Genomic DNA, 22,094 nt, shown 5'->3' on the forward strand with positions numbered 1-22,094 from the left:
GTGCCGTGGTCCGAATCGGTTGCTCGGGACGAACCTACGCACAGATACGATCGTCTAGCAGTGGAGAGGGGAGGTGCACGTGGGTGTCCTACAGCGCTTCGAGCGTCGGCTCGAGGGCATGGTCGAGGGTGCTTTCGCGCGGGCGTTCAAGTCGGAGCTCCAGCCCGTCGAGGTCGCCAGCGCCATTCAGCGCGAGATGGACGAACGCGCCGCGATCGTGGCGCAGGGTCGCACGCTGGTGCCGAACGACTTCGTCGTCGAGATCTCGCACCCCGACGGTGAGCGGCTCGAGGTGTACGCCGACAGCCTGAGCCAGGAGCTGGCCAATCTCGCCCGGGAGCACGCGAAGGAGCAGGGTTACTCCTTCGTCGGGCCGGTGCGGGTGCGGTTCGAGAACGCCGATGACCTGCGGACGGGGATGTTCCGGATCCGTTCGGGCGTCATCCGCGGTTCGACGGTCGAGGGCGGTGAGATCCGCCAGCCGATGAGCGACATGCCTCCGCCGCCGCGCGGGTTCGCGGGTGGCCGGCCGCGACTGCTGGTGAGCACGGAGGGTCAGCAGAGTCACACGTACGATCTGACGACCCCGGTGACACTGCTGGGCCGGGGCACCGATTGCGATCTTCGGCTTGTCGATCCGGGCGTTTCCCGGCACCATGCCGAGATCAGAGTCGAGGGCCCGGAGGTGGTTGCGGTTGATCTAGGGTCGACAAACGGCACTTTCGTGAACGGCCAGCCGATCCGTCGCGTGACGCTGCACGATGGCTCACGTGTGACGCTGGGCCGAACAACCCTGGTGTTCCGCCGCGATAGGGAGTAGCTCCGACTCCGATGAACCAAATCACCCTGACGCTCATGAAGGTGGCGTTCCTGGCCGTTTTGTGGCTGTTCGTCATCGCGGCTGCGGGCGTCATCCGTGCCGACCTGTGGGGTTCGAAGGCCGCCGCGAAGGCGGCGCGGCCTCGCCAGGCCGCTCAGCCCGCCCGGCCGCCTCGGTCGGCGGCGCCGCCGCGCGTCAGGCGAGCGGACCCGACCAAGCTCGTGATCACCGAAGGTGCCCGGGCCGGCACGACGATGGATCTCGTCGGCACGGAGATAACGATGGGTCGTGCCAATGACGTCACGCTGCCTCTCGGAGACGACTACTCTTCGGGGCGGCACGCCCGGCTCTTCTCGCAGAACGGTCAGTGGTTCGTGGAGGATCTCGGTTCGACGAACGGCACCTTCCTCGGGCGTGCCAAGGTGAGCAGGCCGGAACCCGTCCCCGTCGGCGTACCGATCCGCATCGGGAAGACCGTCATAGAGCTGCGCAAATGACCATCGGAATTCGTTTCGCCGCCCGGTCGGACGTCGGCATGCTCCGCGAGGGCAACGAGGACTCGGCGTACGCCGGGCCCCGGTTGCTCGCGGTGGCCGACGGCATGGGCGGCCATGTCGGCGGCGAGATCGCCAGCGCCGCGGCCATCGAGACCCTGAAGCCGCTCGACCACGACGTCCCGCCGCATGAGCTGGTCGGTGTGCTCGAGCAGGCGGTGCACCGCGCCAACGAGACGTTGCACAGCATCGTGGAGGGCGATCCGTCCCTGCAGGGGATGGGCTGCACGCTGACCGCGATGCTCTGGAACGGCCCGCAGGTCGCCCTCGTCCATATCGGCGACTCCCGCGCGTACCTCCTGCGGAACGGCGAGCTGTTCCAGATCACCCATGACCACACCCTCGTGCAGTCGCTCGTCGACGAGGGCCGGATCAGCCTGGACGAGGCCGCTTCACACCCGCAGCGTTCCCTGCTGCTGCGGGCGCTCGACGGCCGTGGTGAGGTCGATCCGGACATCTCGCTGCGCGAGGCGCAGATCGGCGACCGCTACCTCCTGTGCTCCGACGGGCTGAGCACGGTGGTGAGCGCGGAGACGGTCCACCACGCGCTGAGCACGGTGGCGGAGCCGGACCAGGCCGTGCGCCAGCTCATCGACCTGGCGAACCGCGGCGGCGGCCCGGACAACATCACGTGCGTGGTGGCCGACGTCGTGGAGCTGGAGCAGCAGCACGGCCCGCCGTCGGTGCCGATCACGGCGGGCGCCGCGCAGAACGCCGGCCGTACGCGGGGCGAGGCGGACATGCCGCCGCCCGGCGCGATGGCCGGGGAGACCCCGGCGCAGCGGGCCGCCCAGCTGCGGGACCCGCAGCAGCAGCCCGCGCCCGTGACCGTGGCGGACATGCCGGCGATCGGTCATCAGCCGGACGACACGCTGCCGCAGATGGCGGTGGGGCGGCGACGGCGCCGCTGGCCGTGGCTGGTCGCCGCGGCCGGCGCGGTGGTCCTGCTGGCCGCGGGCGGGTCGTACGTCGCGTGGAACACGACCCAGGGGCAGTACTACGTCGCGGCGGACGGCGGCCAGGTCGTCATCTACCAGGGGATCAACCAGGACATCCTGGGCTTCAAGCTGTCCCACCTGCAGGAGCGCCCCAACCCCGCGCTGAAGCTCGAGGACCTCACCTCGGCGGCCCGCAACTCCGTGACCCACACGATCGACAATCTCGACAGCCTGACGAAGGCCCGCAAAACCGTCACCGACCTGCGGAAACAGGTCTGTCACCTGGTCGTGTCCGACGACTCCAAGGGCGTCGTGGCGATCTGGAGAGGCAAGGGCCAGAAGCCGCAGGGCTGTGACGAGAAGGTCCTCGAGACGCCCGATCCGTCGCTGCTCACGAGCCAGCTCCCCAAGTCGGCCAAGGACAGCGTGCGCAGGGGCATCACCGTTCCCGACATCGATCAGGCCCGCGCCAAGGTCAACGATCTGAAGGACGCGGCCGACAAGTGCCGGACGCGCCCCGGGTCCGACTGTCCAAAGCCGAGCAGTAAGCACTGATGACTTCCGCAGCCGCCGAACCCGAGGTTCAGATCGCGACCCGCCCCCGGCGGAGCGCCCAACTGGCGATGCTCATCTTCGCGATGGTGATCACCATCGCGGGTTTCGCCCAGGTGGGTCTCGCGCGGGACGGCACCCTGCCCACCGGGATGTACGGCTACGGTGCCGGCCTGGCGGTGCTCGTCGCGATCTCGTACGCCCTGATCGTGCGCTTCGCCCCGTACGCCGATCCGTTGCTGCTGCCGCTGGCCGTCTTCTTGAACGGCATCGGGCTGGCCATGATCTACCGGCTCGACCTCGGCACGAGCCGTGACGTCCAACTGGCCCGGGCCCAGGGCAAGAACCCCTCCGGGATCTGGGCGTCGGCGCCGAACCAGCTCATGTGGACGGCCCTCAGCATCGCGGCGTTCGCGGCGACGATCGTGCTGCTCCGGGAGATCAAGGTCCTGCAGCGGTACATGTACACGATCGGCGCGGCCGGGCTGTTCTTCCTGGCCCTGCCGGGCTTCCTGCCGTCGTCGATCAGCGGCAGCCTCGGCGCGAAGATCTGGATCCGGCTCGGGCCGTTCTCCATCCAGCCCAGCGAGTTCTCGAAGCTGGCGCTGGTCGCGTTCTTCGCCGGTTACCTGGTCAACAAACGGCAGGCCCTGTCGATCGTCGGGAAGAAGATCGGCCCGCTGAACCTCCCGCGAGCGCGTGACCTGGGCCCGATCCTGGTGATCTGGGCGCTGTGTCTCGGCGTCCTCGCCCTCGAGAACGACTTCGGCACCGCGATCCTGTTCTTCGGGCTGTTCGTGAGCATGCTGTACATCGCCACCGAGCGGTTCATGTGGGTGGCGATCGGCGGGCTGCTGCTGGCGGGGGCCAGCGCCCTCACCCCGTTCATCCCGCACGTCCAGCAGCGGATCAACATCTGGCTGGACCCGAAGTCGTACTTCGACGGCGGCTGCCAGGTCGGCAACAAGATCATCAATCAGATCGGCACGGTGGCCGCGTGTCACGCCAAGGGCGGGACGTACGTCGCCGACAGCGGTCAGCTGATGCGCGGCCTGTTCTCGCTCGGCCAGGGCGGTGTGCTCGGCACCGGGCTGGGCCAGGGCGAGCCGTGGCGCACCCCGTACTCCTTCAGCGACTTCATCTTCACCTCGTTCGGTGAGGAGCTCGGGCTGACCGGCGCGATGGTGATCCTCCTCGTGTACGCGCTGATCGTGCAGCGGGGCATGAAGGCGGCGCTGGCCACGAAGGACAACTTCTCCAAGCTGTTCGCGGGCGGTGTGTCGTTCGTCTTCGCGCTGCAGGTCTTCGTGATCGTCGGCGGTGTCACCAAGCTGATCCCGCTGACCGGTCTGACCACCCCGTTCCTCGCCCAGGGAGGGTCCTCCCTGCTAGCCAACTGGATTCTCATCGCCATTCTGATCCGCATCAGTGACACGGCGCGGCGTCCCGCGCCGCAGCCGATCCAGGACGAGGGAATGACCCAGGTGGTGAGCACGAGGTGAACAAGCCGCTCCGCAAGGTCTCGGTGGCCGGCCTGCTGCTGGTGGTCATCCTGATCATCAACGTGAACTACATCCAGGGGTCGCAGGCGGACAAGCTGAAGAACGACCCGCTGAACTCCCGCCAGTTCGCGCAGCAGTGGCAGTACAACCGTGGCCCGATCATGGCCGGGAAGGTCACGCTCGCCTACTCCACCAAGACGGACAAGGACGGGAAGAACTACCAGCGGCACTACAACCAGGGCACGCTGTACTCCCCGATCACCGGCTACGTCAGCGTGTTCAGCCGTACGGGCCTGGAGGGCGCGGAGAACCCCCTCCTGGACGGCACCGACAAGCGGCTGGCCCTGCACAACTGGTTCGACGCCCTGGTCGGCAAGAAGGCCGCTGGCGCGACCGTCCAGACGACGATCGACCCGGACGCGCAGCAGGCGGCCTACAGCGGCGTCAAGGACAGGACGGTCCGGCGTGGCGCGGCGGTCGCCCTCGACGTCAAGACGGGCGCGATCCTGGCGATGGCCTCCTTCCCGTCGTACGACACGAACGATGTCGCGGTCCACGACGGCGACAAGGCGACCAAGGCCTTCGCCGCGCTGAAGAAGAAGCCCGACCCGATGTTGAACTACGCGACCCGCGAGACGTTCGCACCGGGTTCGTCGTTCAAGATCATCGACTCGGCCGCGGCCATCGAGGGTGGGCTGGGCACCAAGGACTCGGGGTTCGACGCCAACGAGTTCCACCTGCCCGTGACGGGCCGAACCCTGCACAACTCCGACGGCGACGAGGCCAAGTGCACCGGCTCTCCGGCGCTGATCGAGTCGTTCGCGGCGTCCTGCAACTCGACGTTCGCCCGGCTCGCGGGCACGCTGGGGCAGCAGAGGCTCAGCGCGATGGCGGCCAAGTTCGGCTTCAACAAGCCCACCCAGATCGAGAACGAGGTCTCCAGCGCCACCAGCGTCTACCCGACCAAGCAGATCGACGGCGACCAGCTGGCCCGCAGCGGCATCGGCCAGGAGGTCGTCACCGCTTCGCCGCTGCAGATGGCGATGGTCGCGCAGGCGGTGGCCAACGACGGCAAGCTGATGAAGCCGTACCTCGTCAAGCGGGTCGTCGCCCAGGACCAGTCGGAGCTGGTCACGGCGGAGCCGAAGGAGCTCGGGCAGCCGATCAGCTCCGACACCGCCCAGCAGCTCCAGGAGATGATGCGCGCGGTGGTCGACCACGGAACGGCGGCGAGCACGGTCGGCGGGCAGGACATCGCCGGTAAGACCGGAACGGCCGAGACCGGCGCGGGCGGGATCAACGAGGACTGGTTCGTCGGGTTCGCCCCGAAGGACAACCCCAAGATCGCCTTCGCCGTGGTCACCGAGGGGCCGAGTGGGTCGACCGGTGCGAAGTTCTCGGCGCCGATCGCGCTGAGAATGGTCCAGGCGGTGCGCTGACGATGACTTCCCCGGACGTCCTGAACAACCGATACGTGCTGGACGAGCGTCTGGCCGTCGGCGGGATGGGCGAGGTCTGGAAGGCCACCGACCGGCTCCTGGGCCGGCCGGTGGCGGTCAAGCTGCTCAAGCAGCAGTACCTCGACGACGAGACCTTCCGGGGCCGCTTCCGCGCGGAGGCGCGGTTCGCCGCGGGGCTGCAGCACGGCGGCATCGCGCAGGTGTACGACTACGGCGAGCAGGACGACCTCGCCTACCTCGTCATGGAGCTCGTCCCGGGCGAGACGCTCTCGCGCATCCTCGCCGGCGACGGACGGCTGTCGGTCGACGCGACCCTGGACGTCATCGGGCAGGCCGCGCAGGCCCTCCAGGTCGCCCACTCGGCGGGCATCATCCACCGGGACATCAAGCCCGGCAACCTGATGGTGACCGCCGACGGCACCGTGAAGATCACCGACTTCGGCATCGCGCGCGGCGGCGGCGACTCGTCGATGACCCAGACCGGCATGGTCATGGGCACCGCCCAGTACGTCTCGCCGGAGCAGGCGACGGGCAAGCGGGTGACCCCGGCCGCCGACCTGTACTCCCTCGGCGTCGTCGCGTACGAGTGCCTGTGCGGGCGGCCGCCGTTCGTCGCCGACACGCCGGTCGCGCTCGCGCTCAAGCACGTGCGCGAGGAGCCCCCGCCGCTGCCCGAATCGATGCCGCATGCCGTCCGAGGCCTGGTCGGCGCGCTGCTGGCCAAGCACCCCGACGACCGTCCGCGCTCGGCGCGCGAGGTGGCCGAGGGCGCCTACGCCATCCGCCACTCACTGGGTCTCGGCGACGTGGCCTCGGCCGAAGAGACCGCCGCCGCGCACGGATGGACGGTCGAGAGCCCGGTCGCCGACGCCTGGTCGGCGGAGGGTCCCGCCTCCCGGCCGTGGTCGGGGGAGGGACCCGCGTCCCAGCCTTGGTCGCCGGAGGCGTCCTGGACCGCGGAGAGCCCGGTGTCCCGGCCGCCGGTCTCGCCCGGCGAGGCCGCCTCGGCGACCCAGCGGATCGGTGCCGCGCGAGCCGGGGGATCCCGGAGGGCGCCCAAGCGCCGGCGCGGGCTCCTCCTCCCCATGGTGCTCACCGGGGCCACGGCGGCCGTCCTCATCGGCGTCGGCGTGTTCACCGTCGGTGCCCTGTGGAAGGGCCCCGGCCACACTAAGCTCGTGGACGGCAACCGGGTTCAGCAGGTCGGTCGCACCGCGCCGACCAGGCACACCCGGAGGCCTCACTTTGGCGAGCCGACGGATCGCCCCGTACCCTCGGGTTCGACGTTCGAACGGACGACCCCCAGCCCGACGCCGAGTTCGACCAAGAGCTCGGCGGCCGCCCCGAAACCGACCAGAACGAGGAGAACCCCGAAAACGACGCCTACCACGTCGACGGCGGATCCGCCGTCGACGTCTCCGACACCGGCGCCTGAAGAGAGTTCCCCAGGCGGATAGGTTCGGAGAGCATGGTGTAGACGACGAGGGAAAGTGCGAGACATGACTCAGCCTCGGCTACTCGGTGGTCGCTACGAGCTCGATGGTGTCATCGGGCGTGGTGGCATGGCCGAGGTCTACCGAGCTCGCGATCTCCGTCTTGATCGAATTGTAGCGATCAAGACGCTTCGGGCCGACCTGGCCCGGGATCCGACGTTTCAGGCGCGGTTCCGCCGGGAGGCGCAGTCCGCCGCATCACTCAATCACCCATCCGTCATCGCCGTGTACGACACGGGCGAGGACGTCCTCGACGGCAACCCCGTCCCGTTCATCGTCATGGAGTACGTCGAGGGCCGCACGCTCCGCGACGTCCTGCGCGACGAGCACAAGCTGGCGCCCGAGCGGGCCATGGAGATGACGGACGGCATCCTGCGCGCGCTGGACTACAGCCACCGCGGCGGGATCGTGCACCGTGACATCAAGCCGGCCAACGTGATGCTGACCGCCGGCGGCGAGGTCAAGGTCATGGACTTCGGCATCGCCCGCGCGATGGCCGACTCCGCCGCGACGATGACCGCGACGGCGCAGGTCATCGGCACCGCGCAGTACCTCTCGCCGGAGCAGGCGCGAGGTGAGCGCGTCGACGCCCGCAGCGACCTCTACTCCACCGGCTGTGTGCTGTTCGAGCTGCTCACCGGGCGGCCGCCGTTCCAGGGCGACTCCCCGGTGGCCATCGCCTACCAGCACGTTCGGGAAGAGCCGTCGCCGCCGTCGCACTTCGACCCGTCCATCCCTCACTGGGCCGACGCGATCGTCATGAAGGCGCTCACGAAGGACCCCAACTACCGCTACCAGAGCGCGGCCGAGATGCGGGCCGACATCCAGCGCGCCCTGCAGGGCATGCCGGTCTCCGCCCCGACCATGGCGATGAACGGCGGCACCCAGGTCATGCACGGCGGACCGCCGACCCAGGCGGCCCGCCCGACGACGATGGGCTACGACCTGCCTCCGGTGAACTACGGAGAGCCGGAGCGGCCGGAGGGCCGCGGCAAGAAGGTCGCGCTGTGGCTGGTCGTCGGCCTGCTCACCGCCGGCGCGGTGACGGCGCTGTACTTCATGTTCAGTAACGGCAACGGCGGCGCGGGCGAAAGCAAGACGGTCGCCATCCCCACCGGCATCGTCGGCAACGATCAGGATGCCGCCAGGCAGCAGCTAACGGGCATCGGCATCGTCGACGGCAACATCAAGACCAAGAAGAAGTCGAGCGACCAGGTCGACAGCGGCAAGGTCATCAGCGTCACGCCGAACGAGAACACCAAGATCGACAAGACCAAGCTGGCGACCACCCAGGTCACCCTGTTCGTCTCGACCGGCAAGCCCAAGGTGACGGTGCCCCAAGTCCAAGGCCTGAGCGAGGACGAGGCCAAGAGCGCCCTGGAGAGTAAAGGCCTCAAGGTCGGCGACACCCCGAAGCAGAACAGCTCGACCGTGCCCAAGGGGAACGTGATCAAGTCGGATCCGGACTCCGGCTCGAAGGTCGCCAAGGACACCGAGGTCACCCTGTACATCTCCGACGGGCCCGGCAAGACCGTGGTGCCGCGCGAGATCGGGAAGATGGTCGAGGACGCCAAGGCGGACCTGAGGAGCAACGGTTTCAAGGTCCGCATCACCACCGTTCCCGCACAGGCCGGGCAGACCCCGGGGATGGTCGTCGACCAGAACCCGAACGAGGGCGACACGGCCAACAAGAACAGCACGGTCACATTGGTCGTCGCCAAGGAGCAGCCACAGCAGCCCCCGACCAGCCCGAACCCGACGGACACCGGAGGCGGCAACTGGCCGGGCTTCTGACGGAGCACTGACGGAAACGGCGTCCTCGCCCCTCCAGGGGCGGGGACGCCGCTCGTTTTCAGGCCGTGAGGCCGCCCGGCGCGAGCGCATGCCCTCAAAGGTGGCTCTCACGTACGGTTCGGCGCTCAGGGCGCCGTGAGGCGGCTTCAGGGACGCCGTAGGGGCGCGACGCTTCCCTGGACCGTGCCGCGGTACCGGACCGGGAGGGCGGCCAGGGAGTGGACATGAGGGAGGGCTTCCGCCGCTCGGGGGCAACGGCGGAAGCCCTCACTCGGAAGATCCGTCTTACCGCCCATGGCGTTACAGGGTCTCCCAATATTCTTTTTACCGGTGTTTTGCACCGGGGGTCGGGGGTGCCGTAGTCGAGGTGCCGCCGTCATCGACCGTCCCGTGATCGAACTGAATCTTCGGTTCGAACCAGGGGAAGACGACGTACCAGAGCAGGGCGCCGACGGCGAGCACGGCCACCACGGCGGTGTAGACCCGCGTCACCGTGCCGCCGGGCAGGCGCCGCCACAGCCATCCGTACATCTAGGAACTCGCTCCGTTCACCCGTGGGATGGAGCCGACCATCCGCCCGAACACGATGAGCCGCTGCGCCGCGGAGTACTTCGGATTACAGGTGGTGAGTGTGATCAGCCGCTGGGTCGGGTCCTTGGAAGGGTGCTCCGGCACCGGGGCCGCGACGCTGACGTCGCTGGGCGAGACCACCTTCTTGCCGGTCACCTGGTAGACGTACTGCCGGGCCTGGGTGTCGATGAGGATCTTGTCGCCGGGCTGCAGTTCGTCGATGTGGTTGAAGGGCGCCAGGTAGGTCGTCCGATGCCCGGAGACGACGAAGTTGCCGATCCCCCCCGGCATCGCCGTGCCCGGGTAGTGCCCGGGGCCCTTGCGCAGGTCCGCGACGGAGACGCCCTCGATGATCACGTAGTGGAAGCCCTTGCCGAGCCGGGGGATCCGGATCAGGGCCAGGCCGTGGCCGAGACGCACGCGTTCGGCCGTCACGGCGCCGCTCGGGGTCCTGGGGCGCGGCGCCGCCCAGGTGCGGTTGAGCTCGCTGTCCAGCTTGCGCTGCTGGGCCTGCGTGTAGGCGCCCGTCCCCCAGAGCTCGTACGCGACGAACAGCAGCAGCACGGCCCCGGCGGTGATGCACAGCTCGCCGAGGCTACGGATGAGTGTTCGCACCGTCGGGCTCCAGGGCAGTGGCGTACTTCGGCTGCACGTTGCCCGTGTAGGCGGGCAGCGTGGTCTTCTTGAGGCTCGTCACGGTGTACCCGAGTCCGTATTCGGCGACGTACTGCCGGTAGACCTGAATGGCCGGCGATGCGTCGAGCGCCGCCTGCAGCCTTCCCGGATCGCCCGTGGCGCTGATCCGGAACGGCGGCGAGTAGACGACGCCCTGGAGGATGAGCGTATTGCCGACGCAACGGACGGCGCTGGTGGAGATCAATCTTTGGTCCATTATTTGCACGCCCGCGGCACCGCCGGTCCACAGGGCGTTGACGACGGCCTGGACGTCCTGCTGGTGGACGACGAGGTCGTCGGGGCCGGGGTCGCCGGGGATCCGCCGGCCGGCGGGCGCGTCGTCGAGGGTGACGCGAACTCCTCGTCCGGTGAGCGGTGCGAAGCCCGTACGGGCCGCGAGGCGGTCGGCGTTCTCCTGGGCCGCCTTCACGCGGGCGTCCCGCTGCCCGGCCGCTCGTACGAGGCCCTCCACCTGCCGCCGCAGATGGCGATAACGCGCCTGGGAGCCCTGATACTGCCGCTGTTCCTGGGCGATGAGCTCGGTGATCTTCGTACGGCCGCCGCCGCGCAGGTCCGTTCCGTGCGCGGTGCTCGCGCTGGCCGTGAACAGGGTGCCCGCGAAGATCGTCAAGGCGGGTATGGCGTATCGCCACGCCCGGCCGGGGCCGCTCATCCCGCCGCTGCCGGGTTTTCGCCGCATCGCGACACCCCACCGCCCCCAATAAGGTCGTACGCTGCTCACCAGCGACTACGCTAACTGACAAATTGACCCATGCGCGGACCCGGCGTGCGGCCGCGTTCCGCCCCGAGGAGAGACCCACCGTGCCCAAGTCGAAGGTACGCAAGAAGGCCGTCTACACACCGCCGCAGCGCTCGCAGAAGGTCTCGGTCAGCCCCCGGTGGCTGGTGCCGACGATGGTGGGCTGCTGGCTGCTCGGCCTCGCGTGGATCGCGGTCTACTACATCACCGCGAGTGTCAGCGCGACGGTGCCGCTGATCACCTCGCTGAGCAACTGGAACCTGCTGATCGGGTTCGGCGTGATCGTGGTCGGCGTGGTGCTGTCGACGCGCTGGCGTTGACTTCCCCACACGGTTATCCACAGGCTGTGGATCGCCCTGTGGGTTATCCACAGGACTGATCCCCAGCTCGTCTCCTCCGCTCGTCGCGGGCGGACCATGCCGGGCCGCCCGGAGCCTCGTCGCTCGGTGCGCCGTGTCCTCTCCCGCGCGGATCCTCTTGACCCGCGCGGGAGAGGGTTCACGACGTGAGAGCGACGGTCTGCGCCGCGGTCAGGACCACGAGCAGTACGGCCACGACGGTCGACGCGGCGACCTGTACGGCCTTCTGCCGCTGCCGCGGGGCGTAGGCGAACGCCACCGCGAGCACCGCACCGGTGACCAGCCCGCCGACGTGCCCTTCCCAGGAGATCCCGGAGAAGGTGAACGTGAACATCAGGTTGATCACGATGAGGAAGACGATGCCGCGCGTGTCGACCCCGAGCCGGCGTCCGACCACGAAGAACGCCGCGAACAGCCCGAAGATCGCGCCGGAGGCGCCGACGGCGGGCTGCTGCGGGTCCACGAGGTAGAGCAGGACGTTCCCGCCGACGGCCGACAGGACGTACAGCACGGTGAACCGTGTCCGGCCGAGCACGTTCTCGAGCTGCGGGCCGAGCACCCACAGCGCCCACATGTTGAACAGGATGTGGGTGATGCCGAAACTGCCCGCGTTCATCGGCATGTGCAGGAACGCCGCCGTGATCAGGCGGTACCACTCGCCGTCGGCGACGCCGAAGCCGGGGATCCTGCCGTGCGCGGTCATCCCGCCGACCATCTCGAACCGGTCCACGAACGGCCGCGACACCAGTTCGCCGATGTAGGCGAGGACGTTCAGGCCGATGAGCGTCAGCGTCACCACCGGCCGGGCCCGCACCCGGCCGCCGAACACCGTACGCGCCTCACGCACCGTACGGTTGCCGTCGCGGACGCACTCGGGGCACTGGTGCCCCACCGAGGCGACGCGCATGCAGTCCGGGCAGATGGGCCGGTCGCAGCGCGTGCAGCGGACGTACGTCTCCCGGTCCGGGTGCCGATAGCACATCGATGCCTCGGGAGCGGGTGCCTGCTGCGGCGAATCGGTGCTCATCGTCGCCTTCTCGTCGTGGGCCGGTTATCCGTCTAACGACGCTCGATCGTCACCGATTCCAGAACCACGTCCTTGGCCGGACGGTCGTTCCGGCCCGTTTCGGCCTTGGCGATCGCGTCGACGACCTCGGAGCCCTGCACGACCTCGCCGAAGATCGTGTGGCGGCCGTTCAGGTGCGGGGTCGGGACGACGGTCACGAAGAACTGCGAGCCGTTGGTGTTCGCTCCGGCGTTGGCCATCGCCAGGAGGTACGGCCGGTCGAAGCGCAGCTCCTTGTGGAACTCGTCCTCGAACTCATAGCCCGGGCCGCCGAAGCCCTGGCCGAGCGGGTCGCCGCCCTGGATCATGAAGCCGTCGATGACCCGGTGGAAGATCGTGCCGTTGTAGAGCGGGTCGGTCGACCGCACTCCGGTCTCGGGATGGGTCCACTCGATCGTCCCCTCGGCGAGACCGACGAAATTATCGACGGTCTTGGGCGCCTTGTCGGGGAACAGGCGGATGACGATGGGACCCAGGTTGGTGTTCAGGGTCGCGATGAGTTCTCCGGCCATGGAGACCGCCTCCTTGTTTCGGGGTGTGCCCTCGGTGGGCGCGTCGGATACGTCACTGAGGAAGCCAACGCTACTTGCCTTCACCGGTGCCCGGACGACCCCACCGCAACCCGTCGCAGGTGGCCGAACCCCATCCTCACCGATCCGGTGATTGACATCGCCTGCCGAGGGAAGAGGTTGGTCGAGACCGCACATAACGGAGGGGTATCCATGTCCCTACGATCCATGACCGGTAAGAAGCCGCAGGTCAAGCTACGCGGCTCACGGCTGACCCAGGCGCAGAAACGCGCCCTGCGCAGCGCGCGGCAGCTGCGTCTCTCCGGGCTCAGCCGGGCGCAGAAGCGCGCCATCCGATCGGCGCAGCTGACCGCTCAGCGGACCGCGCAGACGGCGCAGAGCGCCAGGCAGACCGCTCAGAGCGCCAGGCAGACGGCGCAGATCGCCGCTCAGCGGACCGCGGAGCGGGTCGGCCCCACCGCGGGCCAGGCGCGCCAGATGGCCTCCACGGGCGTGCAGAACGCCCGCGTCTGGAGCGCACCGCGGCTCGACCGGGCCGGCGCGTACGTCGAGGGGGAGCTGGGCCCCCGGGTCGGTTCGATGCTCCGCCGGATGGCCGGGCGGATCGAGCCGACGCAGCCTCGGCCCGGCCGACGCGGCATGGCGGCCGCGCTGCTGGCCGTCGGTGGTGCCCTCGGCGCCGCCGGTGCGATCGCGACGCGTCGCAACATGGCGCGCAAGCACGTCGACGAGTCCGAGGCGCCGACCGAGCGTCTCGCCTCGGTGTCGGGTGACGAGGGCGCGGAGGACCGCGCGCACACGTCCTGACGGATCCCGATCGGCGGCGAGCCCGGCTTCCGGCCGGGCTCGCCGCCGTTCGAGCCACGGCACGGAGATCACGGCCGTTCGATCGAGTCACGGCACGGAGATCACGACGGACGTCGCATGCCGTACCGTTTCCGGCATGTCGCTAAGGTCGTTGCTGGGTTCCGCGACCCGCAGAGTGGTCGCGGTGGCCCTGCACCGGGGCTGGGAGTGGGTCCGCCGGCACGGCGAGATCACTCCGAGCACCCCCGCGGGCCGGCGGTTCGGCCATCTGGGCAAGGGCGTCTGCATCGGCTTCCCCACGGGTGCGCTGTTCGGCGAACCCTGGATCCACATCGGCGACGACACGCTCGTCGGCGTGCACGTCACGATCTCGGCCGGCTTCGGCCCCGGCCTCGACCTCGGCCCGGACCCCATCGTGAAGATCGGGAAGGCCTGCTCCATCGGACGGGGCAGCCACATCGTCGGTCACGAGTCGATCGAGATCGGCGACGACGTCTTCACCGGGCCGTACGTCTACATCACCGACCAGAACCACGGCTACGCCGATCCGGACGTCCCGGTGGGCCGCCAGTGGCCGGTCAACGACGCCGTCGTCATCGGCGACGGCTGCTGGCTCGGCGCCGGCGCCATCGTCCTGCCCGGCACCCGCCTGGGCCGGAACGTCGTCGTCGCCGGGGGTGCGGTCGTACGCGGGGAGTTCCCCGACCACGCCGTCATCGCCGGCGTGCCGGCCAAGGTGGTCCGGCGCTACGAACCGGAGACCGGCTGGCGGCCGCCGCTGCCGGAGGCGCCGCTGGACGAGGCGACGCTGGCGGCCCTCGCCAAGCTGCCGCCGATCCCGAAGCGGGGCGAGCTGGCGAGCTGACCGCCGCGCGCGGGCGCCGACAACGGGCACCGACCGGCGCGCGTCCGATCAGGAGTGGCTGCGGGCGACGAGGTCGGCGTACTCGGGGTGCCGCTCGATCCACGCCTTGGCGAACGGGCACAGCGGCACCACGCGCCGGCCCTCCTTCCGCCACTCGTCGAGCGCGGTGCGGACGAGCGCGCCGCCCACTCCGTGGCCCTCGAACTCGGGCGCCACCTCGGTGTGCGTGATGACGATGAGGCGGTTCTCGTCCCGGTAGTCCATGAGGCCGGCGGGCCGGTCGCCCACCCGTGCCTCGTACCGGCCGTCGGCGCGGGTCACCGTGACGTCCATCGTTCCCCCTCATCGGTCGCTGCTCGGACACCATCATGCCGCCTTCCGGAAGGCGTCACGTACCGCGCGAAAGCCCCCAAAAGGGAATCGGTCACGCACCGAGGTACGGCGGCGCGACGCCCCAGCCCCAGTGGGGCACGGGCGCCTGCTGAACGGGATGGGCGTCCGGCTGTGAGTTGGCGAGAGCGAGACGGGTCCCCCACTCGAGGTAACCGACGAACGCCGCCCGGAACTCCGGGTCGTCCGGCAGACCGACCTCGTCGGCGGCGTCGAGGAGAAGCCCGACCCACCGACGGCGCTGCCGCTCGGTGATGCCCTTTCCCAGGTGCCGGCTCAGCATGTGGTGGTAGCCGCCACGCTCCTCGGTGTAGCGCGCCGGTCCGCCGAACACCTCGCTCAGCCACATCGCGACGTACTTCGGGTGGCCGGGATCCATGTGCGCGAAGAGCGGCCCGACCAGGTCGTCCTTGAGGACCTCGCGGTAGAACGCCGCGGTGAGCCGCTCGAAGGCCTCCGTTCCGCCGGCCCAGTCGTACAGGGTGGGCACCGATCCGCCGGCGCCCGCCACGGCGGTGCGCCGGTAGTGCCGCATCTCCTCGATCCGGTCGACGTACGGCCGGATCTGCTCGAAGAACGCCGTGAAGTGCTCGCTCTTCCGGAACCCGGTGAGATGGTCCTCTTCGGACGTCCAGACGATCCGCAGGATGTAGGACTGCTCGTCCTCGGTGCACCGCGTGAGTTCGTACTCCACGCACTGGGGCGCCGCGCCGAGCGGCACGGCGGCACGCGCGTACGCCGCCTCGAACTCGTCGCGCAGATCGGCGGGGACGCGGTAACGGATGTACTCGACGATCACGGTCTTCCTCCAGCCGCAGGGCCATGAGGTACTCATGTAATCATGTAATCGCCCGCAATGGGGGTGAATCAGGGCGTGAGGGTCAGCGCCTGCTCGCGCGTGATCCGGCGGCCCCGCGCGTACGCCGCCTCGAACGCGTCGGCGCCGAGCGCGGCCAGCGCGGCGGCCCGGGCCCGGTCGTGCTCCAGGCTCCACGGCGAGACGAAGCCCTGCAGGGCGTGCGCGCACCCGAGGAGCTCCGCCGCCCTGGCGTGCTCGCCGCGCGCCGCCGCCAGCGCCGCGATCCCCTCGACGATGGGTCCCACCGTCTGGTCGATCGGCAGCCTTCCGATGTCCACGAGCATCGCCAGGGCCTCGGCGTGCCACCGGGCAGAGGCCTCCAGGTCACCCTCCTGTTCGGCGAGGCAGCCGAGGCGGCCGAACGTCGTCGCCGCGGACGTCCCCATATCGACCCGGGCCTTCCTCGGCTCGATGGCCGCGTGCGCCCGCTCCAGCAGGTTCCTCGCCTCGCGCAGATCGCCGGCCCGACGCGCGAGCTCGCTCAGCCAGACGTGGCCGTACGCGATGAGGCCGTGCTCACCGATCCGCTCGCCGGCCCGCACCGCCTGCCGCAGTTCGGCCCGTGCCCGCTCGACGTCCCCCGCCTGGCCGTACGCCCTGCCGAGCTGGACCAGCAGCATGGCCCCCTGATCCGGGCTGATCCCCTCGGCGGCGTATCCGTAGGCCTCCCGCAGGGCGGGTATCGCCTCTCCGGGCCGGTCTCGGCTCAGCGCGACCTCCGCGAGGATGCCCAGGCAGCTGACCATGCCCCAGCGTTCGCCGAGTTCCCGGAAGCCCGCGTACGCCTCCGCCGCCTCGGCGTGGCACTCGTCGACCGCTCCCCGGTTCGCCGCGAGGTACGCGCGGAACGTGCGCACCACCGCCCGGGTCCAGGGATCCGGATGATCGGCGATCGCCCGCAGCCCGCGCAGGCAGCCCTCGACGTCGCCGCCGAACAGGGCGGTGAGCGGCCGGCCGAGCGCCAGCACCGGATGGGCCGGGCGGTCGGGGACGTAGGAGGCCGCCTCCGCCAGCGCCACACGCAGGGCCTCCGCCCGCGGTCCGTCGCTGCGGGACATCTCCCGCACGAGCGCGGCCGTGAAGGCGCAGATGGCGTAGGCCTCCTCGGCGCCCTCCGGCGCACGGCCGTCGGTGATCGCCCAGACCTCCTCCGCCCAGCCGCCGGCCTCCGCCTCGAGGTCCCGCACGACCCAGAGCCACACCAGCGCACCGACGAGACGGACGGCCGTCGGCACGTCACGGGTATCGACCGCATGGCGTAGCGCCGCGTTGCAGTTGTCGCGCTCGGCGCTCAGGCGCGCGGTCCAGTGCAGCTGATCGCGACGCCGCAGCTCCGGCTCCGCCCGCTCGGCGAGATCCAGGAAGTACGCGGCGTGCGCGTCCTTCAACGATTTCTCCTCGCCCGCCTCGGCGAGGCGTTCGGCCGCGTACGCCCGTACGGTCTCCAACAGGCGGTACCGGACCTCGGTGTCGCCCTCCGCGACCACGAGCGACTTGTCGACCAGGGAGGCGATCAGGTCGATGACGTCGTCGCCGAGGACCTGGTCGGCCGCCTCCGGCGTGACGCCCCCGGTGAACACCGAGAGCCGCCGCAGCACCCGGCGTTCGGCGTCGCCCAGCAGTTCCCAGCTCCAGTCCACGATCGCGCGCAGCGTCCGGTGCTGTGGCAGCGCCGTACGGCTGCCGACGGTCAGCAACCGGAACCGGTCGTCGAGCCGGGCCGCCACCTGCGCGGGTGTCAGCGCCCGAAGCCGGGCGGCGGCCAGCTCGATCGCGAGCGGGATGCCGTCGAGGGCCCGGCACACCTGGACGACGGGCCCGACGGTCTCCGCGTCGACCGTGAAGCCGGGCCGGACGGCCGCCGCCCGTTCGGCGAACAGCCGGATCGCGTCATGCGTCAGGGCCGTCTCGACGCCGGCGTCCGCCGGAGGCAACGGCAGGGAGGGCACCGGACACAGGGACTCGCCGGTGATGCCCAGGGGTTCGCGGCTGGTGATCAGGATCCGCACGCCCGGCGCCGCGGCCAGCACCCGATCCGCCAGCCGCGCGGTCGCCTCGACCAGGTGCTCGCAGTTGTCCAGCACGAGGAGCAGCCGCTTGTCCGCGAGGACGTCGACGAGCCGGTCCAGCGGCCAGACGATCTCCTTCGCGTCGATCAGCCGGACCGGCTCCGCGATGCCCATCGCCACCACTACGGCCTGCGGCACGTCGGCCGCGTCCCGTACCGGAGCGAGGGGGACGAACCAGACACCGTCCGGCGCGGCCGAGATCGCCCTGGTCGCGGCCTCGATCGCCAGGCGGGTCTTGCCCGCTCCGCCGGGTCCGGTCAGCGTGACGAGCCGGGACCCGGCGAGCAGCTCACCGACGCGGTCCAGTTCGCGATCCCGGCCCACGAAGCTCGTGAGCTGGGCCGGCAGCCTGCCTTTCGGCCGGTCGGGACGCCCGTCCGGTGATGCGTCCCGCGCGGTGCGCTTGACCGGTGCCAGCGGACCTCCGTGCACCGGCTCGCCGGTCTCGCCGCGCAGGATCGCCAGGTGGACCGCTGCCAGCTGCGGCGACGGGTCGACGCCCAGCGCGTCGGCCAGCTCCCGCCGCGTCTGCTCGTACAGGGCCAGCGCGTCGGCACGCCGGCCGGCCGTGCACAGCGCCCGCATGAGCTGACCGCACAGGCGTTCGCGCAGGGGATGCCGTACGGCGAGCTCTTCGAGCTCGGGGACCAGCCCGGCCCCGTCGCCGAGGGCGAGTTCCGCGTCGACGCGATCCTCGAGGGCGGAGACCCGCAGTTCCTCCAGGCGCGTGATCGGACCAGCGGCGAAGGCCATGTCCGCGACGTCGGCGAGCGCCGGGCCGCGCCACAGGCCGAGGGCCTCGCGCAGCAGTTCCGCCCGGCGTGCCGGATCGCCCTCGGCGCGGGCCGCCGTGACGAGACGCTCGAAGGCGACGGTGTCGACACCCGCGGGATCGGCCGTCAGCCGGTAGCCGCCCGGCGTCGAGACGACGGCGTCCCGGCCACCGACGCCGCGCAGCCGGGAGACCAGGGCCTGGAGCGCGTTGACCGCCCCGGCCGGCGCCGTGCCCTCCCACAGGTCCTCGATCAGCCGCTCGACCGGGACCGTACGGCCCGTCTCGAGCGCCAACCGGACCAGCAGCGCGCGCAGCCGAGAGCCACCGATCTCGAGGGGTCGGCCGGTGCCGTCTCGCACGTCCAGCGGCCCGAGCATGGCGATGCGCACGTCGCCATTGTCCCCATTCGCGGCACCGTACGGTCGTGCATCCGTTCAGCGGGCCGGCCCGCACGTGGGACATCGCGAAGGCAGTACCGCCGACGCCCGGGTCATCCGGCGGTCACCCGGTGTGCTTGGGTATTGGGGTGATCAGCGCTCACCTGCCCATCCTGTTCGGCGTCGGCCTCGCCGCCGGGGTGGTCAGCACCGTGGTGAGCCTCGCGTCGATCGTGTCCTATCCGGCCCTGCTGGCACTCGGACTGCCGGCCCTCAGCGCCAACGTTACGAACACGGTGGCGCTGATGTTCACGGCGGTGGGCGCCACGGCCGGCTCGCAGCGGGAGCTCACCGGGCAGCGTGCCCGGGTGCTGCGGCTGGGCCTGCTGACCGCGCTCGGTGGCGCCACCGGCGCGGTGCTGTTGCTGGTGACGCCGGCGCGGATGTTCGAGCTGATCGCGCCGTGGCTGATCGCGGGTGCGTCCCTGATCCTGCTCCTGCAGCCGAAGGTCGGACGGCTCGCGGAACGTTCCAAAGGCGAGCACAGCCGGCTGCTCCGCCTGGGACTGTTCACGGTCGCCATCTACACCGGCTACTTCGGGGCGGCCGGCGGGATCCTGATGCTGGCCGTGCTCGCCGCGATGATCGACCTGCCGCTGGTCCGCGTCAACGCGATCAAGAACACCGTCGCCGGGCTGGCCAACGGCGTCGCCGCGCTGGGGTTCGCGCTGTTCGGGCCCGTACGGTGGGACGCCGTCCTCCCGCTGGCGGCGGGATTCCTCGCGGGCGGCTGGATCGGCCCCTCCCTCGTACGCCGTCTCCCCGGTGAGGCGCTGCGCGTCCTGGTCGCCGTGTGCGGAGTGGCCGTCGCGATCAAGCTCGGCGTCGACAGCTACGGCTGACTGACCAGCCGGAATCCCGGTACGGCCAATAAGGTATATTTCCCCGGTTTTTAGGTAGGCATGGAATGATTACCTCATCGGTGGACGCCTGACGGGGAGGGCTGGATGGCGCTTCCGAGCTTCCTGGTGATCGGTGCTCCCAAGGCGGGCACGACGGCACTGCACGCCGCGCTGGCACGCCACCCCGATCTGTTCCTGTCCCGCGTTAAGGAGCCGAAGTTCTTCCTCACCGACGGGCCCCCGCCCACGCGGGGCGGCCCCGGCGACGCCCAGACGTACCGCGAGCACGTCTGGCGGCGGGAGGACTACGAGGCGCTGTTCGCGAACGCCCCCGAGGGGACCCTCCGCGGGGAGAGCACGCCGTTCTACCTCCACGACCGGGACGCGCAGCTCCGCATCCGCGCGCTGATCCCGGACGTCAAGATGATCGCCCTGATCCGGGACCCGGTGGAGCGCGCCCACTCCAACTGGACACACCTGTGGTCGGCGGGCCTGGAGCCGATCGACAACGTCGTCGACGCGTGCGCCGCCGAACCCGAGCGGATCGCGGCGGACTGGGCGGCGTTCTGGCGGTACGTCGACCTGGGAAAGTACGGTGAGCAGCTCCAGCACCTGTACAAGGTGTTCCCGCGCGACCAGGTCCTCGTCCTCCGATACAAACGGATCCACACGGAGCCCGCGGCGACGCTCGACCGGATCTGCGAATTCCTCGGCGTGCGCACCGGAATGATCGACTCGATCCCCCGCGAGAATGTCACCAACCACGTCGCCGACTCCCCGAGCACCCGGGCCCTGCGGCAGGCGCTGCGCGCCGGTACCCGGATCGGCCGGCGGATGCCGCTGCCCGTACGCCGCCTGGCCCGCGGTCCGCTGCTCGCCGCCCTGCACCGCGAGCGGCGCCCCCGGCAGCCCCTGACCTGGGACGACCGGCGGCAGCTGATCCCCTACTTCGCCGACGACATCCGGCTTCTGGAAGAGATCACGGGCGAGGACTACAGCGACTGGCTCAGGCCGCGATGAGCTCGGTACGCAGCTCGTGCGAACCGTCCGGACGGGTCGCCTCGTAGTAGAGCCGCCAACCCGCGTCCTGAAGGGGGACGGCGACCATGTAGCGCAGACCCCCGCCGGCGTACGGCGAGGCGGCCGCCGGGCCGGTGCCCTGCTGCTCCAGCACGCCGAACCCGTCACCGATGGCGACACCGGTCCGCTCCTCGTAGTTCTCCGCGGCGCTCGCCCGCCCGTCGTAGTAGGCGAGGGTCTCCCCGCCGTCCGTGACCACGGACGAGATCCGCACGCCCCGCGAGTCCCAGTGGCCGGGGCGGCCCGCCAGCACCGTGCCGTGCCACGTCCACTCCAGGCCGTCGGCGCTGGTCGCGTAGTCGGTCACCATCTGGTCGGCCTCCTCCGGATCGGCGAGCGGGTGGCAGGACGCCCACAGATGCCACTTGTCGCCCTGGCGGAGGATCACCGGGTCCTTGACCCCGATCAGGTCGCTGCCGGGAAGCACCACCTCGGCCGTCGACGGGTCGAACGACCGCGGGTCGGCCGCCTCCAGCACCTCGACCCGCCAGTGCTTGGTCCCCGGAGTGGCGCAGCTCAGGTACAGGCGCCAGGTGCCGTCCGGGGTCACGACGAGCGCGGGGCGCTCCAGCGACTCGGCCGCCATCTGATCACTGTCGATGACGCACAGCGTCTCCAGCCGTTCGCCGTCGACCGCGTGCGCGACCACCACGGCGTACCCGCGGCCCTGCCCGATGGGGCGGCGCAGGCGGTACGCGAGGTAGATCTCGCCGTCCGCGACGCAGGCGCTGGGCGCCCCCGCCCAGTACCCGCCGCCCTGCTGGGGCGGGGGGACGACGACACGGGACCGCTCGTACGACGGCAGGGGAAACGGCATGGAGTCCTCCTCTGAGCGCACCGGCGACGGGGCCGCACCGGCACGGGCGCGATGACCAACCAGGCGACGCCCCTCGGCGC

21 protein-coding genes are annotated in these 22,094 nt (G+C 70.5%); 12 read left to right on the forward strand and 9 right to left on the reverse strand.

The window, feature by feature from the left end; all coding sequences use genetic code 11:
• Positions 1 to 79 precede the first annotated feature (79 nt).
• The 7 genes from ABEA24_RS45590 to pknB are packed head-to-tail and all read left to right on the forward strand — an operon-like array spanning position 80 to position 9,113.
• Positions 80 to 820 carry an FHA domain-containing protein gene (locus ABEA24_RS45590; RefSeq protein WP_345366472.1) on the forward strand — a complete coding sequence of 247 codons (741 nt, stop codon included), beginning with the start codon at positions 80 to 82 and terminating at the stop codon, positions 818 to 820.
• A gap of 11 nt (positions 821 to 831) precedes the next feature.
• Positions 832 to 1,317: an FHA domain-containing protein FhaB/FipA gene (locus tag ABEA24_RS45595; RefSeq protein WP_345440823.1), complete on the forward strand. Its 486-nt coding sequence runs from the start codon at positions 832 to 834 to the stop codon at positions 1,315 to 1,317.
• On the forward strand, positions 1,314 to 2,867 hold the full coding sequence (locus tag ABEA24_RS45600) for a PP2C family protein-serine/threonine phosphatase (RefSeq protein WP_345440826.1): 1,554 nt from the start codon (positions 1,314 to 1,316) through the stop codon (positions 2,865 to 2,867). The genes ABEA24_RS45595 and ABEA24_RS45600 overlap by 4 nt, the downstream gene beginning before the upstream one ends.
• The gene (locus tag ABEA24_RS45605) at positions 2,867 to 4,366 is read left to right on the forward strand and encodes an FtsW/RodA/SpoVE family cell cycle protein (RefSeq protein ID WP_345440829.1); all 1,500 of its coding nucleotides are present in this window, start codon (positions 2,867 to 2,869) and stop codon (positions 4,364 to 4,366) included. Before ABEA24_RS45600 ends, ABEA24_RS45605 begins: the two co-directional genes overlap by 1 nt.
• Complete coding sequence (locus tag ABEA24_RS45610; RefSeq protein WP_345440832.1) at positions 4,363 to 5,805, forward strand: peptidoglycan D,D-transpeptidase FtsI family protein; 1,443 nt, start codon at positions 4,363 to 4,365, stop codon at positions 5,803 to 5,805. The genes ABEA24_RS45605 and ABEA24_RS45610 overlap by 4 nt, the downstream gene beginning before the upstream one ends.
• Before the next feature lie 2 nt (positions 5,806 to 5,807).
• The gene (locus tag ABEA24_RS45615) at positions 5,808 to 7,283 is read left to right on the forward strand and encodes a protein kinase domain-containing protein (protein ID WP_345440835.1); all 1,476 of its coding nucleotides are present in this window, start codon (positions 5,808 to 5,810) and stop codon (positions 7,281 to 7,283) included.
• 42 nt (positions 7,284 to 7,325) lie between these two features.
• Complete coding sequence (gene pknB / locus ABEA24_RS45620) at positions 7,326 to 9,113, forward strand: Stk1 family PASTA domain-containing Ser/Thr kinase (protein WP_345440838.1); 1,788 nt, start codon at positions 7,326 to 7,328, stop codon at positions 9,111 to 9,113.
• A 324-nt stretch (positions 9,114 to 9,437) separates the two neighbouring features.
• Here pknB and ABEA24_RS45625 read toward each other — a convergent pair whose 3' ends face one another.
• From ABEA24_RS45625 to ABEA24_RS45635, 3 genes are read right to left on the reverse strand one after another with little or no spacing between them, the layout of a single operon-like run.
• Complete coding sequence (locus ABEA24_RS45625; protein WP_345440840.1) at positions 9,438 to 9,644, reverse strand: hypothetical protein; 207 nt, start codon at positions 9,642 to 9,644, stop codon at positions 9,438 to 9,440.
• The gene (locus tag ABEA24_RS45630) at positions 9,645 to 10,298 is read right to left on the reverse strand and encodes a class E sortase (RefSeq protein ID WP_345440842.1); all 654 of its coding nucleotides are present in this window, start codon (positions 10,296 to 10,298) and stop codon (positions 9,645 to 9,647) included.
• Positions 10,279 to 11,058 (reverse strand): DUF881 domain-containing protein, encoded by a 780-nt coding sequence (locus ABEA24_RS45635; RefSeq protein WP_345440845.1) that lies wholly within the window; start codon positions 11,056 to 11,058, stop codon positions 10,279 to 10,281. Before ABEA24_RS45635 ends, ABEA24_RS45630 begins: the two co-directional genes overlap by 20 nt.
• Before the next feature lie 122 nt (positions 11,059 to 11,180).
• On the opposite strand from ABEA24_RS45635, the gene ABEA24_RS45640 reads away from it, so the two are divergent.
• Positions 11,181 to 11,438 (forward strand): cell division protein CrgA, encoded by a 258-nt coding sequence (locus ABEA24_RS45640; protein ID WP_345366451.1) that lies wholly within the window; start codon positions 11,181 to 11,183, stop codon positions 11,436 to 11,438.
• Between the two features lie 178 nt (positions 11,439 to 11,616).
• Here the strand turns inward: ABEA24_RS45640 and ABEA24_RS45645 are convergent, their stop codons facing one another.
• Both ABEA24_RS45645 and ABEA24_RS45650 read right to left on the reverse strand, forming a co-directional pair.
• On the reverse strand, positions 11,617 to 12,504 hold the full coding sequence (locus ABEA24_RS45645; protein ID WP_345440848.1) for a rhomboid family intramembrane serine protease: 888 nt from the start codon (positions 12,502 to 12,504) through the stop codon (positions 11,617 to 11,619).
• A gap of 32 nt (positions 12,505 to 12,536) precedes the next feature.
• Complete coding sequence (locus ABEA24_RS45650; RefSeq protein WP_345440849.1) at positions 12,537 to 13,055, reverse strand: peptidylprolyl isomerase; 519 nt, start codon at positions 13,053 to 13,055, stop codon at positions 12,537 to 12,539.
• 210 nt (positions 13,056 to 13,265) lie between these two features.
• Here ABEA24_RS45650 and ABEA24_RS45655 point away from each other — a divergent pair, with 210 nt between their 5' ends.
• Both ABEA24_RS45655 and ABEA24_RS45660 read left to right on the forward strand, forming a co-directional pair.
• Entirely contained in the window at positions 13,266 to 13,880 is a 615-nt protein-coding gene (locus ABEA24_RS45655) for a hypothetical protein (protein ID WP_345440850.1), read from the forward strand.
• Between the two features lie 136 nt (positions 13,881 to 14,016).
• Complete coding sequence (locus ABEA24_RS45660; RefSeq protein WP_345440852.1) at positions 14,017 to 14,745, forward strand: acyltransferase; 729 nt, start codon at positions 14,017 to 14,019, stop codon at positions 14,743 to 14,745.
• Positions 14,746 to 14,793: 48 nt separating this feature from the next.
• Here the strand turns inward: ABEA24_RS45660 and ABEA24_RS45665 are convergent, their stop codons facing one another.
• The 3 genes from ABEA24_RS45665 to ABEA24_RS45675 all read right to left on the reverse strand — a co-directional run bounded on the left by ABEA24_RS45665 (position 14,794) and on the right by ABEA24_RS45675 (position 19,227).
• Positions 14,794 to 15,078, reverse strand: a complete 285-nt coding sequence (locus tag ABEA24_RS45665; RefSeq protein ID WP_345440854.1) for a GNAT family N-acetyltransferase — start codon at positions 15,076 to 15,078, stop codon at positions 14,794 to 14,796.
• 91 nt (positions 15,079 to 15,169) lie between these two features.
• Complete coding sequence (locus ABEA24_RS45670; RefSeq protein ID WP_345440856.1) at positions 15,170 to 15,970, reverse strand: group II truncated hemoglobin; 801 nt, start codon at positions 15,968 to 15,970, stop codon at positions 15,170 to 15,172.
• A gap of 32 nt (positions 15,971 to 16,002) precedes the next feature.
• Positions 16,003 to 19,227, reverse strand: coding sequence for an AfsR/SARP family transcriptional regulator (locus tag ABEA24_RS45675; RefSeq protein ID WP_345440858.1), 3,225 nt, complete (start codon positions 19,225 to 19,227; stop codon positions 16,003 to 16,005).
• A gap of 137 nt (positions 19,228 to 19,364) precedes the next feature.
• Here ABEA24_RS45675 and ABEA24_RS45680 point away from each other — a divergent pair, with 137 nt between their 5' ends.
• Together ABEA24_RS45680 and ABEA24_RS45685 are read left to right on the forward strand one after the other, a co-directional pair.
• Complete coding sequence (locus ABEA24_RS45680) at positions 19,365 to 20,117, forward strand: sulfite exporter TauE/SafE family protein (protein WP_345440860.1); 753 nt, start codon at positions 19,365 to 19,367, stop codon at positions 20,115 to 20,117.
• Between the two features lie 105 nt (positions 20,118 to 20,222).
• Positions 20,223 to 21,137, forward strand: coding sequence for a sulfotransferase family protein (locus ABEA24_RS45685; RefSeq protein ID WP_345440863.1), 915 nt, complete (start codon positions 20,223 to 20,225; stop codon positions 21,135 to 21,137).
• Here the strand turns inward: ABEA24_RS45685 and ABEA24_RS45690 are convergent.
• Positions 21,124 to 22,014 (reverse strand): glycoside hydrolase family protein, encoded by an 891-nt coding sequence (locus ABEA24_RS45690; RefSeq protein ID WP_345440865.1) that lies wholly within the window; start codon positions 22,012 to 22,014, stop codon positions 21,124 to 21,126. The genes ABEA24_RS45685 and ABEA24_RS45690 overlap by 14 nt on opposite strands.
• Between the last annotated feature and the right edge of the window lie 80 nt (positions 22,015 to 22,094).

The organism is Actinoallomurus vinaceus, assembly GCF_039542055.1.
Taxonomy (GTDB): domain Bacteria; phylum Actinomycetota; class Actinomycetes; order Streptosporangiales; family Streptosporangiaceae; genus Actinoallomurus; species Actinoallomurus vinaceus.